Source organism: Streptomyces sp. NPDC015220 (assembly GCF_043079345.1).
Lineage (GTDB): Bacteria > Actinomycetota > Actinomycetes > Streptomycetales > Streptomycetaceae > Streptomyces.
Genome location: NZ_JBIBUK010000020.1, coordinates 49359 through 63995 on the forward strand (window position 1 = coordinate 49359; position 14637 = coordinate 63995).

Genomic DNA, 14637 nt, shown 5'->3' on the forward strand with positions numbered 1-14637 from the left:
GCCGGATCACCGCGGCCGGGGGTGACCGCCCGCCACGGCGGTCCCGGCCGGGGCCCGCTCCGGTGCCCGGCGCGGTGCGTGAGCGCGCCTCCGCCGCCCCTTCGGGAGCCGGTGCGGCCCGCGTGCGGAGCGGTCCGGACCGAGCCGGGGCCGCGGCGGTCGGCGTACGCTCCGCGTCCCGGCCGGCGCGCCCGCGGCTCGAGTCGAGGACCCGGTGCCGCCCGCGCCGGGTGCGCGGGCCGACGTCCCGGCCGCCTGCCGTCAGGAGAAGTTGACCATCCTTATGTAGCGGACCCAGTCCCAGTTCGGGCCGGGATCGGTGTGGTCCGTGCCGGGCACCTCGTAGTGCCCGATGATGTGCGCCCGGTCCTTGGGGATCCCGTACCGGTCGCAGACCGCCGCGGTGAGTCCGGCCGACTGCGCGTACATGGCGTCGGTGAAGTAGGCGGGCTGGTCCACCCATCCCTCGTGCTCGATGCCGATGCTGTGCGTGTTGTAGTCCCAGTTCCCCGCGTGCCAGGCGATGTCCGACTCGCGCACGCACTGCGCGACGTGCCCGTCCGCGGACCGGACGACGTAGTGAGCGGACACCTTCTTCTGCGAGTTCTGGAAGATGGCCAGCGTGTCGGCGTACGACTCCTGGGTGACGTGGATGACCACCCGGTCGAGGGAGTAACTGCTGGGCCGGTCGGAGACCGTGTAGTTGGAACCGCTCGCCGGCTGCCACTCGGCGGGCGGATAGTCGACCCCCTGGGGCAGGGCGCCGGCGCGCGCGGCGGGGAGTAACGAGTAGGGGACGGCGGCGAGGGCTGCGCCCTTGAGGATCCGCCGTCTGCTGGGCGGTGGTCCGGCCCGGTTCATGGGCGGTGACCTTTCTCGTGGGGAACCTGAGAGGTGCTCGTGTACGTGGGGACGTCCCGTCGGTCGCGGTGAGTCTCGCGCACGGCCGGCCGCTCCTCGGGGAGCTCGGCCGCACGCGTGTGGCGGGGTGTCGTGTCGTACGGGCGGGTCGCGGTGATACGGCCGCCCGTGCCGCGTGTCGCCGTCCTGGGCCCGTGGCCGGCGCTCGCGTGAATCACGGTACGGCGCTCATGGGCCGGGCAGAAGGGCCCGGCGGCGTTCGGTGGACGCGGGGCGGGTTGTGGACAACTCGGCCACTCGGACGGGTGAGGTGAGTCCGGGTCAGGCGCGTTCGGCCACCGCGGCCGGGTCGTCGAGGACGGCGCGCACCACCGAGTGCGCGGCGCCCAGCAGCGGGCCCTCGGGGCCCAGCCGGGAGACGGACACCGGACAGGCCGGCCCCGCGGTGCGCCGGGCCAGTTCGGCCTCCAGCGACGGCAGCAGCCAGGGCGCGAGTCCGGCCAGCGCGCCGCCGAGCACGACGGCTTCGGGATCGAGCAGGTTGACCGCGCCGGTCAGGGCGACGCCGAGCGCGGTACCGGCGTCGCGCAGGGCCCGCCGTACGCGCTCGTCGCCCTCGGCGGCGCGGGTGGCGAGGAGCCCGACCCGGCCCCCGCCCGGTTCCAGGCCGGCCGCGCGCAGCACGGCCTCCTCGCCCGCGTACTGCTCCAGGCAGCCGCGGCCGCCGCAGGGGCAGGCGGGCCCCTCCGGTTCGACCGGCACATGGCCCAGCTCGCCCGCGAAGCCGCGCGTCCCGCGCAGCAGCCGGCCGTCGACGACCACGGCGGCGCCGATGCCGATCTCCGCCGACACGTGCAGGAAGTCGGGTGGTGTGCCCTCGCCCAGCCAGAGTTCCGCCAGGGCGCCGAAGTTGGCCTCGTTGTCCACGCTCAGGGCGAACCCGTCCGGCAGCAGGGCACCGAGATCCGTGTCCCGCCAGTCGAGGTTGGGGGCCCGGACGACCGTACGGCCGTCCCGCGCGACCAGGCCGGGCACGGCGACGGCGAGACCGGCGGGCCACAGGCCCTGCCGTTCCGCCTCGGCCACGACCTGGGATATCAGCGCCGTGAGGTCCTCGGCCACCGGCTCGGGGGAGCGCCCCCGGTTCGTGCCGTGCCGCACCGCTCGCGCCCGTACCTCACCCCGCAGGTCGACCACGCAGGCCGCCAGGTGATCGACGCCGACCTCGGCGCCGATCCCGGCGGGCCCGCGCCCGCTGACGGCGAGCGCCGAACCGGGACGGCCCACCCGGCCGGGCCGCTCGGGCCCCAGTTCCTCGAGGAGTCCCGTGCGGATGAGTTCGTCGACGAGGGTCGAGACCGCCGCACGGGTCAGCCCGATGCGCGAGGCGACCGCCGCCCTCGACAAGGGGCCCTCGGCGCTGACGGTGTGCATGACCCGGGCCAGGTTGCGGCGGCGCATGCCCTGCTGGGTGTCGGGCAGCGCGCGGCCGGGGCCGGCCGGGTGGGGCTCGTGCAGCGGTGCGGTCATGCCTCCGTCGTCCTCGGTCGGTGTCCGGCCGGCGGGTGCCCGCCGGCCGGGTCCGTCAGCGGGTGCCCGCCGGTTTCCGTCAGCGGGTCTCCGCTCCCCGCTCCAGCAGCGGGGCCGCGTCGGAGAGTACCCCGGAGATCCTGGTCAGCGTCGCCTCGTCCCGTTCCCCGGCCTCCAGCACCGGTCCGTCGGCCGTCCCCCAGCGGCGGGCGACCGCGGCCGGGTCCTCGCCGGTCAGCAGGCCCGCCGCCTGCGCCGCGGCGCCCAGTGCGACCAGTTCCCCGGCCCGGGGCACCTGCACCGGGCGTCCCGACAGCCTCCGTACCGTCTGCTGCCAGGCCGTGCCCCGGGCGCCGCCGCCGATCAGCAGCAGGGGGGTGGTGCGGTCGGCGTCCTGGTCGAGGACCAGGTCCAGGGCGCCGAGCAGCGAGTGGACGGCACCGTCGTAGGCCGCCTGCAGCAGTTGCCCGGCGGTCGTGTCGTGGCGCAGTCCGTGCAGCAGCCCGGAGGCGTCAGGGAGGTTCGGGGTGCGCTCGCCGTCCAGGTAGGGGAGCAGGGTGACGGTGCCGCCCGGCTCCACGTCCTCCCGGTCGCGGCCGAGCAGGGCGGCGACCCGGTCGACGGCGAGCGTGCAGTTGAGGGTGCAGGCCAGCGGCAGCCAGTCGCCGCGGGCGTCCGCGAAGCCCGCGACGGTGCCGGAGGGGTCGGCGGGTCGGTGCTCGGACACCGCGTACACCGTGCCGGACGTGCCGAGGCTCAGGACCGGCGTGCCGGGGCGCAGCCCGAGGCCGAGCGCGGCGGCGGCGTTGTCGCCGGTGCCGGGAGCGACCAGGGTGCCCCGTGTGAAGGGCAGGTCATGGCCGTCGCGCACGGTTCCCGCCACCTCACCGGGCCGCACCACCCGGGGCAGCAGCGCCGGGTCGAGACCGACGCCGGAGAGGATGTCCTCGTCGTACGTCCCGCTCGCCGACGCCCACCAGCCCGTCCCCGAGGCGTCACCCCGGTCGGTGGTGCCCTGGCCGGTCAGCCGCTCGGTGAGGTAGTCGTGCGGGAGGCGCACCGCCGCCACCGACCGGGCCGCCTCCGGTTCGTTCTCGGCGAGCCAGGCCCATTTCGTGACCGTGAAGGAGGCGCCCGGCACGCTGCCCGTGCGCTCCGCCCAGGTCTTCGCGCCGCCCAGTTCCGCCACCAGCCTGCGGGCCTGCGGCGCCGAACGCACGTCGTTCCAGAGCAGCGCCGGCCGTACCGGGTCGCCCTGGGCGTCCAGGGTGACGAGCCCGTGCTGCTGCCCGGCGACCGACACGGCGGCGGCCTCGCGGGCGGCCTCGCCGCACTGGTGCAGCGCCGCGCCCAGGGCGTCCCACCACTGGCGGGGGTCGCTCTCGCGGCCGGCCCCACCGGAGACCGTGTGCGGCGCCTGGCCGCTCGTCACGACCCGGCCGGTGGCCGCGTCGACGACGAGCACCTTGGTGGACTGGGTGGACGAGTCCACACCGACGACGAGCGGACCCTCGGCTGCTGACATCGGCACTCCCTCTTCTTCGCGGCTCACCGCGGCTGACCTGCGGTTGTCTCGACTTCGCGGGTCCGGCCGCCGGGGTTGGACCCAGGGCGGACCCGTCTGTCCCTTCCCAGGGACGCGTCGGCATACTAATTTGTAAATCGCCATGACGAAATAGTCGCAAGCGAGCAAGGAGCCGCGGCATGAACTACCAGCCCACCCCCGAGGACAGGTTCACCTTCGGCCTGTGGACCGTCGGCTGGCAGGGACGGGACCCGTTCGGCGACGCCACGCGCCGCGCCCTCGACCCGGTCGAGACGGTACGGCGCCTGGCCGAACTGGGCGCCCACGGAGTGACCTTCCACGACGACGACCTGATCCCCTTCGGGTCCTCCGACACCGAGCGCGAGTCGCACGTCAAGCGCTTCCGGGAGGCGCTCGACGCGACCGGCCTGACCGTGCCGATGGCCACCACCAACCTCTTCACGCACCCCGTCTTCAAGGACGGCGCCTTCACCGCCAACGACCGCGACGTGCGCCGCTACGCGCTGCGCAAGACGATCCGCAACATCGACCTGGCGGCCGAGCTGGGCGCGAAGACGTACGTGGCCTGGGGCGGCCGCGAGGGCGCCGAGTCAGGCGCCGCCAAGGACGTGCGGGCAGCACTGGACCGCATGAAGGAGGCGTTCGACCTCCTCGGCGAGTACGTCACCGCCCAGGGCTACGACATCCGCTTCGCCATCGAGCCCAAGCCGAACGAGCCGCGCGGCGACATCCTGCTGCCCACCGTCGGTCACGCGCTGGCGTTCATCGAGCGCCTCGAGCGCCCGGAGCTGTACGGCGTGAACCCCGAGGTGGGCCACGAGCAGATGGCCGGGCTCAACTTCCCGCACGGCATCGCCCAGGCCCTGTGGGCGGGCAAGCTCTTCCACATCGACCTCAACGGCCAGTCCGGCATCAAGTACGACCAGGACCTGCGCTTCGGCGCCGGTGACCTGCGTGCCGCCTTCTGGCTGGTCGACCTGCTGGAGAGCGCGGGCTACGACGGCCCGCGGCACTTCGACTTCAAGCCGCCGCGGACGGAGGACCTGGACGGCGTGTGGGCCTCGGCGGCCGGCTGCATGCGCAACTACCTCATCCTCAAGGAGCGCGCCGCGGCCTTCCGCGCCGACCCGGAGGTCCAGGAGGCCCTGCGCGCCTCCCGGCTCGACCAGCTGGCGCAGCCCACGGCGGCGGACGGCCTGCGGGCACTGCTCGCGGACAGCTCCGCCTTCGAGGACTTCGACGTCGACGCGGCCGCCGCGCGCGGGATGGCCTTCGAGCGCCTGGACCAGCTGGCGATGGACCACCTGCTGGGAGCGCGGGGCTGACACCGGGAAACGGGGGCGGGGGACACGCGCGCGCGTCCCCCGCCCGCGTCCGGCCGGTCAGACGCGGTGCGGCAACCGCACGTAGGTCACCGTCGTCTCCACTCCGCTGTCGACCAGCCGGCCCCGTGCGTCGAACGCGCCCGGGCCGTCCGTCATCCCGAAGTCGTTGTCGTTGATCAGGGCGAGCGTGCGGTCGTCCACGAGCGCGACGCCCTCGATCTTCCCCGGCACCCCCTTCACGGCGCCCAGGTCGACGACCAGCCGCTTGGCGAGCACCGGCACACCCGCGGCGGCGGGGTCGTCGAACTGCTCCAGCGACGGGGAGGCGGTGGCGTCGTCCCAGCGGTCACCGAGGATGTCCGCGGAGCGCTCCAGCCGCACCAGTTGCAGCCGCGCCGCCTTGTCGGTGCGCTCCTCGACCAGCAGCCGGTCCCGTCCCACGGCGACCACGGAGGAGATCTTCAGCTCGGAGGTGTCGTCCTCGCCCGGATCGACCACGCCCACCGGGTCGAAGCGGTACGCGTACTCGGCGGTGACCGCCCGCTCGCGCGGCGAGAAACGCAGCAGCCGGGTCGTGCGGGAGGTGTTCCCCGCGTCCGCGTCGGGCAGGGACAGGGGGCTCTGCAGGGCCATCACCAGATCACCGCCGGGCAGTTGGGCGAGCCCTTCGAAACCCCGGTTGATCTTCCGGTGCAGCAGGACGGAGGGCAGCGCCTCCACGACGGGGTAGCCGGCGCCGGTCAGACCGAGCCCCTTGGGCACGTAGCGCGTGAGCACCTTCCCGTGCGCGGACACGTGCACGAGCGAGGGGCCATACTCGTCCACCAGCCAGAAGGTGCCGTCCGCCGCCCGCACGATGCCCTCCGTGTCCAGACCGTCCGGGTCGTAGGACAACGGCGTCGACGCGTCGTAGGAGTACGGCGCCTCGTCGCGCCCCGCCTGGTCGGGCAGGCCGGTGACGGGCTTGCCGGAGGACGTGGTCAGGGGGATCGCCTCCAGCACCCGCACCGTCTCGCCGGACACCCGGATCCGCACGATCGCCGGGTCGAAGCCCGGCACCGGGAAGGTGCGGCGCTTGGTCCCGCCCACCTTGATCTGGCCGTTTGGCCCGCGGTCGGTGACCGTCCAGAACTCGCCCTCGCGCCCCGCCGGGTAGAGGTCGCTGCCGATGCCCCCGAGGTCCACACCCCGGTCGTCGGCCACGGTGCCGGGCAGCAGCGCGTTGCTGAACGCGCCCAGCGGTATGTCGCCGAGCGTCGCGGTGCGGGTGACGTGCGCGCTGCGGGCGGGGGCCGCTCCGGGGCCGTCACTCCCGGCAGGGGCGGCCGCCGCCGGGCCCGCCGCCGTGACGGCGGCGAGCAGGGCGAGCGGAAGGCCGGCCGCGAGGGAACGGTTGACGCGGCGCCGGTCGGCGGCGTGCGAGGACATCGGGCCTCCTGGGAGACAAGTGCGCTGACAGGGGTCAGGGTCGGACCCCGTGGGCAACGGCCGGAGACGGGCGGGTGAATGCCGGGCGACCGCCGCCCGTCGGCCTGTGGCCGCTCCCGCCGCCGGACGGGTACCGATCCGTCGAGCGGTCGCCGGAGCCGCCCCCCGACGCCTCGGCGGGACAGTGGTGCGCCGCCACGGCGGCCCCCCGGCCCGGCCGGCGACTCCGGCACGCCCGAACCGGCGCCCGGGGCCGTCCCCGTGCCGGGGGAGGGCGGCGCGCCGGGCCCCGCGGGCGGGGGCGGCGGCCTAGCCGGCGGACGTCCGGCGGCATGGGCCCGTGCCGCGCCCACACCGTCCGGTGCGGCCGGCTCGGCCACCGGTCGGAGTCGCCGTGGGTACAACGCGACGGCGGCCGGCCGACAACGGCGCGGCGGTGATGGGGGCCACCGCACCCTTACGGGTGCCGTCAACCCCCCTGCCGCGCGCGGGGCTGGCCCCCGTACCCGCCCGGGTGCTGGCGCCATGGTCGGCACACGGCCCCGATCCGTACGTTTCCTCAGGTCAGGCCGTTGCCGAGAGAGCCGGAGACCCGCCATGCCCCAACCTGCCGCAGCCGTCCTGGACGGATCCCGAGCAAGGACCGGCGGTACGTCCGCCGGCAGCGAGTTCGCACCCCTGCTGCGCACGGTCAAGGACCGGGGTCTCCTGGGACGGCGGAACGCCTGGTACGCCCGTGTCATCGCGGGCAACGCGCTGGCCCTGGCCGCCGTCGTCACCGGGCTCGTCGCGGTCGGCGACTCCTGGTGGGCGCTGCTCCTGGCGGTGCCGCTCGCCGTGCTCTTCGCCCGTACCGCGTTCATAGGCCATGACGCCGGTCATGCGCAGATCACCGGCGACAAGGGCCTTGGCCGGCTCATCGGGCTGGTGCACGGCAATCTGCTCCTCGGCCTCGGCTACTCGTGGTGGAACGCGAAGCACAACCGGCATCACGCCAACCCGAACCACGTCGACAAGGACCCCGACGTGGCCGCGGACGTACTGGTGTTCTCCAGTGGGCAGGCAGGCCAACGGCGGGGTCTGCGCCGCTGGCTCACCCGCAACCAGGCCTGGCTGTTCTTCCCGCTCACCCTTCTGGAGGGAGTCGCCCTCAAGGTGCACAGCTTCCGGGACCTGCGCCGGCAGCCTCCCCGCGCGCGGCTGGTGGAGGGCGCGCTGCTCGTGGCCCATGTCGCGGCCTACGCCGGATTGCTGATCACCGTCCTGTCGCCCGGCAGGGCCCTGGCGTTCGCCGCCCTCCACCAGGCGCTGTTCGGCCTTCACCTGGGCCTCGCCTTCGCGCCCAACCACAAGGGGATGGAGATGCCCGACCCGGACGGCGACCACTGGGGACACCTGCGCCGTCAGGTGCTCACCTCCCGCAACATCCGGGGCGGGGCCCTGACGGACTGGTTCCTCGGCGGCCTCAACTACCAGATCGAGCACCACCTCTTCCCGAGCATGCCCCGCCCCCATCTGCGGCTCGCCCAGCCGCTGGTGCGTGCCCACTGCCGCGAACTGGGCGTCCCCTATGCGGAGACCGGCCTCGTCGACTCCTACCGGCAGGCCCTGCGGCACCTGCACGAGGTGGGGGAGCCGCTCAGGACGCGTTAGACGCGGCGGGTGTCGCCCGGCCCTCCCGCGCGGTGGACGTCGCCCGGCCTTCGGGCGCGACGCCCGCCGCGATCCGTGGGCGGGACCCGTAGGGGACCGGCTCCGGGAAGTCTCAGGGGCGCGGCCCGGAACCGCCGGCGAGGCGGGGCCGTTTTCACGACAGAGAGCGGCAGTGGCCGCGAAGGAGGCGACAGATGTCGAAGAACGCGAAGATCGCCGCCGGAGGTGTGGCGGCCGGCCTGATCCTGCTGATCTGGCTGCCCTGGTGGGCCGCGCTCCTGATAGTCCTGGGAGTCCCGGCCGCCGCCTACCTCGCGCTGGACCCCTCGCAGCGACGTCGGCTGCGCCGCGTCACCCGCAAGGAACTCGGCCGCTGACGCCTACCGGCCCGGCGCGCCCGGGGCCAGGGAGCAGGAGTCGACGACGTCACCGCTCGCGGGCCTGCCGACGGTGTGGTCCGCGGGCGGCCGTACGCCGTCCTCCACCCACGCCACGAGCGCGTCGAACGCCGCCCGGTAGCAGGGGAGGATCGGCCTGAGCCGGTCGGGGAACGTGTCGTACAGCCCGTCCACGTGCGTGCCGCCCTGGATCGTGTAGTACCGGTGCAGCCCGCCGCGTCCGCTCGCGTCTATCATGCGGGCGTACACGTCCGAGTCCGCCGCCTCGGGCAGCAGCGTGTCCAGGTCGCCGTGCAGGGTGATCAGCGGCCGGCCGATCCGCCCGGTCAGCGCGACACGGCCCACCGCACGGTGGACGGATCCGGGCCGGGAGGCGTAGTCGTACGCCGCGTCCGAGGCGCACGGAGCCAGGATCTGCTGGACCGTGCTTCCGGCGGACGTTCCCGGGCAGGCCGGGTCGTAGTCCGGGTCGAACTCGGCGCGGTAGGTCTTCTGCGTCACACCCCAGTACGCCTGCGCGTGGTACGGCCAGAGGAACTCCGAGCCACGCGCGAAGCCCACCGCGTACAGGTCCGCGTCGTCGGCCGAGCCCAGACTCCGTGCCACCGCCGCGGGCAGCGAGGTGAGCAGGTTGGGGCCGTCCGCCGTCCACAGGGTGCCTTCCCAGTCCACGCCGCCGTCGTACAGCTCCGGGTGGTGCTCCAGCTGCCAGCGGGTGAGGTAGCCGCCGTTGGAGACGCCGGTCATGTACGTCCGGCGTGGAGCGCGCCCGTAGCGCTGGGCGACCGCGCGTTTGGCGGCCCGGGTGAGCTGGGTGGTCCGGGCGTTCCACTCGGCGACCGCGTCGCCGGGCCGGGCGCCGTCGCGGTAGAAGTCGGCCGAGCTGTTGCCCTTGTCGGTGGCGGCGTAGGCGTACCCCCGCGCCAGCACCTGGTCCGAGACGGCCTTGTCCGTGGAGTACTGCTTGCGCGTGCCGGGTGCGCCCGTGACCACCAGGCCGCCGTTCCAGTGGTCCGGCAGCCGGATCACGAACTGCGCGTCGTGCTGCCAGCCGTGCGTGGTGTTGAAGTGCGAGGAGTCCGGGAAGTAGCCGTCGATCTGGATCCCCGGCACTCCGGAGGGCGTACGGGTGGCCCGGGCGGTGAGCCCTGCCTGGTCGGCCGGGTCCGTGTACGGGGTCCCGGCCAGCCCCGTGGTGGTCAGGTCGGGAAGACACGCGGTCTGCTCGAAGGCCGCGCCCGGCACCCGCACCCGTTCCTGGTGCGCGCAGTGCCCGCCGGCGCGGGCCGTGGCCGCCGCGGGCGCCGGCCACGCGACGGCTCCGGTCAACAGGACTGCGGTGACGAGTGGCACACCTCGGAACAGACGCATGACGGCCTCCAGGGCACGACGGGACGGTGACGACAGCGCGGGGCGAAGGAGCCCGGAGCTGCCCCATCGTGCTGGTCCGTCCTTACGACCTCCATGGGGTGGCGCCATATGGATCTCTGATACGGCATGGGGGACGAAGACATGTGTTGACCGCGGCTCGCCATACGGGAACGCCGGTCAGCTCGGGCGTACCGCCAGCTTGTCGAGGGCGTCGAGCAGGCCGGGCAGTTCCGGGCCCCGGCCGACCGGCACGACTTCGCCGGGCTCCTCGTCCAGGAGCACGAAGGCGATGTCGTCGGTGCGGGCCACCATCGACCACCCCGGCCCGTCGGCGCGCAGGGTCCGCGCGTCGCCCGGGGCGAAGGAGGACCGGACGCGACCCGGCGGCGGCGGTGAGTCCACGTACGCGCGGGCCTCCGCCAGGGCGCGCCGGACCCCGCGGCGCAAGGGCGCCGTGCTCCCGCCGGGCGAGTCCGGCGAGCCGTCGCCCGGCCCGGGGCTCGGCGCGGGGCTCGGCTCGCTCCCCGCCCCGGTGTCCGCCGCGCCGCCCTCCGGGCTCCCGCCCGTACCGGGTGCCCCGTGCCGCTCGCTCCAGGGTGCGAAGACGGCGTCGTCGATCTGGTCCCGCCACACCGTCCACTGCCGCGCGATCTCGTCGGCGCCCAGCCGCCGCTGGGCCGGCCCCCAGACACTGGTGTCCGGTGGCGACAGCGGGGGTCCGTCGGCGGTCCGCGGGTCCGGGTCGTGGGGAGCGGGCACGCCGGGGGCCGCCACGGCGACGGAGAGCGGCCAGCCCGGCAGGGCGGCGACGACCGTCCGCTCGTCGGGCGACAGTTCGTACTCCATGCCGCAGTCCCAGGAGGCGATGGCGACGGCGACGAGCGACACGTCGTCGACGGCGACCGTCCACCGGGCCCCGGCACCGTCCTGCCCGAGCACCAGGCCGTACCCGTCGGCGAGCGGTGCCAGCCCGAGCGCGGCGCAGGCCTCCGGGTAGTCGTCGCCCAGCACACTCGGGAACTGCGCCGGTGTCATCAGTACCGCAGTGAGCACATAGAGCGCGTCGTCCGCGGCGGCGACGGCTTCCTCGTCCGTCCCGGCCATCCCAGCCTCCCCATCGGTTCGTCCAACGGCGCGCACCCTAGTGCGGGCCGAGGCGGTTGTCACGACTGCCGTGACCATCGGGACCTGCGGTTCTCCATTCGGACAGGGGCGAAACGGCTGTCACGCGTCCCTGGCTTCCCGGACGCGCGGGCGGCCGGGAGCCCGGCGACGCCGTGCCGTCCGCGGCGAATCCTTTCGCTCGGGGAACCCGGTGAAGGGAGTGCGGAGCCCGTCGAACACGCGAACGCGTTCGCCACGCCGACCGTGCGTCCGCCGTCGCGCGACGTACAGTTGGGGCCTTGCCGGTAGAGGGGGCGCGACGTGCTGAAGCGGTTCGAGCGGCTCGAGCGGATCCGTCGCATGGATCCGGTGGCGGACGCCTCGGAGATCTACCGGCTCAGCGCCGCCTACGAGTTCCCCTGGGACACCACCCGAGCCCTGGAGCTGGCCCTCTACCGGACGTACGCCGTCCCGAGCATCGGCCGCCTGCTCGCCGCGACCGCGGAGCTGACCGACCGCACGCAGAAGCGCTACGACGACACCTCGTTGCTCCTCGACACCGTCGTCGAGCACGGCTTCGGCAGCGAGGCCGGCCGCACGGCGATCCGGCGCATCAACCAGATGCACCGCCGCTACGACATCAGCGACGACGACATGCGCTACGTGCTCTGCACGTTCGTGGTGGTGCCCAGACGGTGGATCGACGCCTACGGGTGGCGCAGGCTCTCCCAACACGAGGTCGTGGCGTCCGCAGTCCACTACCGCACGCTCGGCCGGCACCTGGGCATCAAGGACGTCCCCGAGACGTACGAGGAGTTCGAGGCCCTTCTCGACGCCTACGAGGAGCTGCACTTCGGCTGGGACGAGCGGTCCAGGAAGGTCTCCGACGCCACGCTCGAACTGATGGCCTCCTGGTACCCGCGCCCCCTGGCGCCCCTCCTGCGCGGCGCCACCCTCGCCCTGCTCGACGAGCCCCTGCTGAGGGCCTTCCGCTACGAGCCCCCGGCCGCCCTCACCCGTGCGCTCGTGCGCCGCGCCGTGCGTGCCCGGGGCCGGGCGGTGCGCCTGCTGCCACCGCGCCGCGCCCCGCACTTCGCGCGGCAGAACCGGGAGATCAGGAGCTACCCGAGCGGCTACCGGGTGGCCGATCTCGGCACCCGTCCGGTCCCCGGTCTTCGGGGCTGCCCCGTGCGGGGGGCCGGCGGCGCTTCAGCGGGCGAGGCCGTCCAGTGACTCGACCGTGGCGCGCAGCCAGCTGAGTTCCGCCTGCGTCGTGGCTCGTGCGACGGTGAGGACGCCACGCCGGAAGGGGTCGTCCAGCTCCTCGGCGCGCAGGGGTCGGTCGCCCTCGTAGAAGAAGCTCGACGGCGTCTTGAGAAAGGCCAGTCTGCGCCGCAGCACGGCCGCCTGGGCGGCGGGGTCGGCCAGATGGCGGAGGAAGGCCAGAACGGTGAACCAGCGGTTCTCGTCGGTGATGTCCCGCTGCGCCGGCTCGGCGAGCCGCCGCAGAAGCTCGCGCCGGCCGTCCTCGGTGAGCGTGAGGACGTGCCGCGGTGCCGCCACCGCCCCCGGCTCCGTGGCCCGTTCGAGCAGGCCCGCCCGTTCCAGCCGTTTGATCGCCGGGTAGAGCGTGCTCTCGGCGACGGGCCGCACGTGTCCCGTCAGCGCGGTGATGCGTTTGCGCAGCTCGTACCCGTGCAGCGGGGTGTCGTGAAGGAAACCGAGGATCGCCAGCTCCAGCATGCCCGCATTCTCTCCTACCCGCGTGGTACATCGCCTCCTTCGTACATCGCTTCAGTAATACATCGCTTACGAGGTATGCTCCGGTGGCTGCTGACAAGGGCGGCGGTGACAACAGGGAGGGTGACGTGAGAGAGGCCGAGTTCGACGGCCGGGGCAGCCGGATCCGCTGGACGGAGGTGCCCGGTGCGCGACCCGCGCGGGTCTACGTCCACGGTCTGGGCTCGGTCTCGTCCGTGTATCACGCGCACATCGCGGCCCGACCCGAACTCGCGGGCCGGCACAGCCTCTTCGTCGATCTGCCCGGACACGGCATCAGCGACCGGCCCGCAGACTTCGGCTACACCCTGGAGGACCACGCGGACGCCCTGGCCGCCGCGCTGGACGCGGCGGCGCTGACCGGCTCCGAGCTGATCGCGCACAGCATGGGCGGCGCGGTCGCCATCGTGCTCGCCCACCGCAGACCCGACCTGGTCTCCCGGCTGGTCCTCGCGGAGGCCAATCTCGACCCGCACCCCCCGGTCACGGCGGGCAGCAGCGGCATCGCCTCCTTCGACGAGGAGGCGTTCGTCGACGGCGCCTGCGCGCGCGTGCTGCGGGACGTCGGGCCGGTGTGGGCGGCGACCATGCGGCTGGCCGATCCACGCGCCCTGCACCGCAGCGCGGTGGGGCTCCGGCGCGGTACGGACCCCACGATGCGCAGCATCCTCGAAGGACTCACCGTCGACCGCCTCTTCCTGCAGGGCGAGCTCAGCGGTGAACTGCCGGACAGCAGTGGCCTCGAGGCGGCCGGCGTGCGTGTCGTGACCGTCCCCGGAGCAGCTCACAACATCATGTTCGACAACCCGGAAGTGTTCGCCGCAGCCGTCGCCGGGGCGCTGTGAGCACACGCCCGGGACCCGGCGGCGCCGCCGTCGTCAGTCCTCCCGCACCGCCAGCGCCAGGAAGCGGGCGTCCTCGTCGGTGTACGACGTCATACGCCACCCGGCGGCGGCCAGCAGCGGCCGGAGGTTGGGTTCGGCGCGCAGGTCGTCCGGTGTGATCCGCCGCCCTTGCCGTGCCGCCAGTGCCGCCCGGCCGATCGGGTGGAACAGCGCCAGCGTGCCACCGTGCCGCACCACGCGCCACAACTCCCGCAGGTTCTCGGCGGGATGCGGCAGATGCGCGACGAGTCCGGCGGCGAACACGGCGTCGACCGACCGGGATCTCAGCGGCAGGGCGCCGGCGTCGGCGAGCAGCAGCCGCCCGTCCCGGTCCCGGCCGGCCCGGACGGCGGCCTCCAGCATGGCGGGGGTGAGATCGACGCCCACGACGACACCCGACGCGCCCACGGCCGAGCGCAGTGGCGGCAGGGCGCGCCCGGTGCCGCAGCCCGCGTCGAGCACCCGGTCGCCCTCGCGCAGTCCGAGCCCGGCGACCGCCGCAGCGTAGGCGGGGCCGTCGTCCGGGAACCTGCTGTCCCAGTCGGCGGCCCGCGCGGAGAAGAACTCCTGGACGTGGGTGTGGTCCTCGCTCATGTCCCGCATGATCTCCCATCGGACCGGGCGCCGCAGGCCACCGCCGCATTCCGTCGGTGGCGGCCGTCGACCGTTTCCCGGGTGCCCGAGCGCACGGGGCGAGCGCCCTTTCGCGCGCGCTCGGTCCCGACCGGGCAGCACCGCGGTCCCCCGCGACGCCCCGA

13 protein-coding genes are annotated in these 14637 nt (G+C 74.3%); 5 read left to right on the plus strand and 8 right to left on the minus strand.

Annotation, left to right across the window (positions count from 1 at the left end; genetic code table 11):
* Positions 1-261: 261 nt before the first annotated feature.
* The 3 genes from ACF061_RS29905 to xylB all read right to left on the minus strand — a co-directional run bounded on the left by ACF061_RS29905 (position 262) and on the right by xylB (position 3916).
* Positions 262-861, minus strand: a complete 600-nt coding sequence (locus tag ACF061_RS29905; protein ID WP_392270115.1) for an N-acetylmuramoyl-L-alanine amidase — start codon at positions 859-861, stop codon at positions 262-264.
* A gap of 321 nt (positions 862-1182) precedes the next feature.
* Positions 1183-2391 carry an ROK family protein gene (locus tag ACF061_RS29910; RefSeq protein WP_392270116.1) on the minus strand — a complete coding sequence of 403 codons (1209 nt, stop codon included), beginning with the start codon at positions 2389-2391 and terminating at the stop codon, positions 1183-1185.
* 79 nt (positions 2392-2470) lie between these two features.
* Complete coding sequence (xylB, locus tag ACF061_RS29915; protein ID WP_392270117.1) at positions 2471-3916, minus strand: xylulokinase; 1446 nt, start codon at positions 3914-3916, stop codon at positions 2471-2473.
* 179 nt (positions 3917-4095) lie between these two features.
* On the opposite strand from xylB, the gene xylA reads away from it, so the two are divergent.
* On the plus strand, positions 4096-5262 hold the full coding sequence (gene xylA, locus ACF061_RS29920; RefSeq protein WP_392270118.1) for a xylose isomerase: 1167 nt from the start codon (positions 4096-4098) through the stop codon (positions 5260-5262).
* A 57-nt stretch (positions 5263-5319) separates the two neighbouring features.
* Here the strand turns inward: xylA and ACF061_RS29925 are convergent, their stop codons facing one another.
* A complete protein-coding gene (locus tag ACF061_RS29925) occupies positions 5320-6690 on the minus strand; it encodes an esterase-like activity of phytase family protein (protein WP_392270119.1) in 1371 nt (456 codons plus the stop codon).
* 597 nt (positions 6691-7287) lie between these two features.
* Here ACF061_RS29925 and ACF061_RS29930 point away from each other — a divergent pair.
* Positions 7288-8343: a fatty acid desaturase family protein gene (locus ACF061_RS29930; protein WP_392270120.1), complete on the plus strand. Its 1056-nt coding sequence runs from the start codon at positions 7288-7290 to the stop codon at positions 8341-8343.
* 194 nt (positions 8344-8537) lie between these two features.
* On the plus strand, positions 8538-8720 hold the full coding sequence (locus ACF061_RS29935) for a hypothetical protein (protein WP_073943599.1): 183 nt from the start codon (positions 8538-8540) through the stop codon (positions 8718-8720).
* 3 nt (positions 8721-8723) lie between these two features.
* Here the strand turns inward: ACF061_RS29935 and ACF061_RS29940 are convergent, their stop codons facing one another.
* Both ACF061_RS29940 and ACF061_RS29945 read right to left on the minus strand, forming a co-directional pair.
* Positions 8724-10112: a tannase/feruloyl esterase family alpha/beta hydrolase gene (locus ACF061_RS29940; protein WP_392270121.1), complete on the minus strand. Its 1389-nt coding sequence runs from the start codon at positions 10110-10112 to the stop codon at positions 8724-8726.
* A 177-nt stretch (positions 10113-10289) separates the two neighbouring features.
* A complete protein-coding gene (locus ACF061_RS29945; RefSeq protein WP_392270122.1) occupies positions 10290-11216 on the minus strand; it encodes a hypothetical protein in 927 nt (308 codons plus the stop codon).
* Between the two features lie 324 nt (positions 11217-11540).
* Here ACF061_RS29945 and ACF061_RS29950 point away from each other — a divergent pair, with 324 nt between their 5' ends.
* On the plus strand, positions 11541-12449 hold the full coding sequence (locus ACF061_RS29950; RefSeq protein ID WP_392270194.1) for an oxygenase MpaB family protein: 909 nt from the start codon (positions 11541-11543) through the stop codon (positions 12447-12449).
* Here the strand turns inward: ACF061_RS29950 and ACF061_RS29955 are convergent.
* Positions 12426-12959 carry a PadR family transcriptional regulator gene (locus ACF061_RS29955; RefSeq protein WP_392270123.1) on the minus strand — a complete coding sequence of 178 codons (534 nt, stop codon included), beginning with the start codon at positions 12957-12959 and terminating at the stop codon, positions 12426-12428. The genes ACF061_RS29950 and ACF061_RS29955 overlap by 24 nt on opposite strands.
* A gap of 125 nt (positions 12960-13084) precedes the next feature.
* On the opposite strand from ACF061_RS29955, the gene ACF061_RS29960 reads away from it, so the two are divergent.
* Positions 13085-13840 carry an alpha/beta fold hydrolase gene (locus ACF061_RS29960; RefSeq protein WP_392270124.1) on the plus strand — a complete coding sequence of 252 codons (756 nt, stop codon included), beginning with the start codon at positions 13085-13087 and terminating at the stop codon, positions 13838-13840.
* Between the two features lie 33 nt (positions 13841-13873).
* On the opposite strand, the gene ACF061_RS29965 is transcribed toward ACF061_RS29960, so the two are convergent.
* The gene (locus tag ACF061_RS29965; RefSeq protein WP_392270125.1) at positions 13874-14473 is read right to left on the minus strand and encodes a class I SAM-dependent methyltransferase; all 600 of its coding nucleotides are present in this window, start codon (positions 14471-14473) and stop codon (positions 13874-13876) included.
* Positions 14474-14637: the final 164 nt, after the last annotated feature.

Coding starts and splice junctions, on each gene's coding strand:
- ACF061_RS29925 (WP_392270119.1), bottom strand. CDS start 6,690: ATGTCCTCGCACGCCGCCGACCGGCGCCGCGTCAACCGTTCCCTCGCG.
- xylA (WP_392270118.1), top strand. CDS start 4,096: ATGAACTACCAGCCCACCCCCGAGGACAGGTTCACCTTCGGCCTGTGG.
- ACF061_RS29945 (WP_392270122.1), bottom strand. CDS start 11,216: ATGGCCGGGACGGACGAGGAAGCCGTCGCCGCCGCGGACGACGCGCTC.
- ACF061_RS29940 (WP_392270121.1), bottom strand. CDS start 10,112: ATGCGTCTGTTCCGAGGTGTGCCACTCGTCACCGCAGTCCTGTTGACC.
- ACF061_RS29905 (WP_392270115.1), bottom strand. CDS start 861: ATGAACCGGGCCGGACCACCGCCCAGCAGACGGCGGATCCTCAAGGGC.
- ACF061_RS29910 (WP_392270116.1), bottom strand. CDS start 2,391: ATGACCGCACCGCTGCACGAGCCCCACCCGGCCGGCCCCGGCCGCGCG.
- ACF061_RS29955 (WP_392270123.1), bottom strand. CDS start 12,959: ATGCTGGAGCTGGCGATCCTCGGTTTCCTTCACGACACCCCGCTGCAC.
- ACF061_RS29965 (WP_392270125.1), bottom strand. CDS start 14,473: ATGAGCGAGGACCACACCCACGTCCAGGAGTTCTTCTCCGCGCGGGCC.
- ACF061_RS29930 (WP_392270120.1), top strand. CDS start 7,288: ATGCCCCAACCTGCCGCAGCCGTCCTGGACGGATCCCGAGCAAGGACC.
- ACF061_RS29935 (WP_073943599.1), top strand. CDS start 8,538: ATGTCGAAGAACGCGAAGATCGCCGCCGGAGGTGTGGCGGCCGGCCTG.
- xylB (WP_392270117.1), bottom strand. CDS start 3,916: ATGTCAGCAGCCGAGGGTCCGCTCGTCGTCGGTGTGGACTCGTCCACC.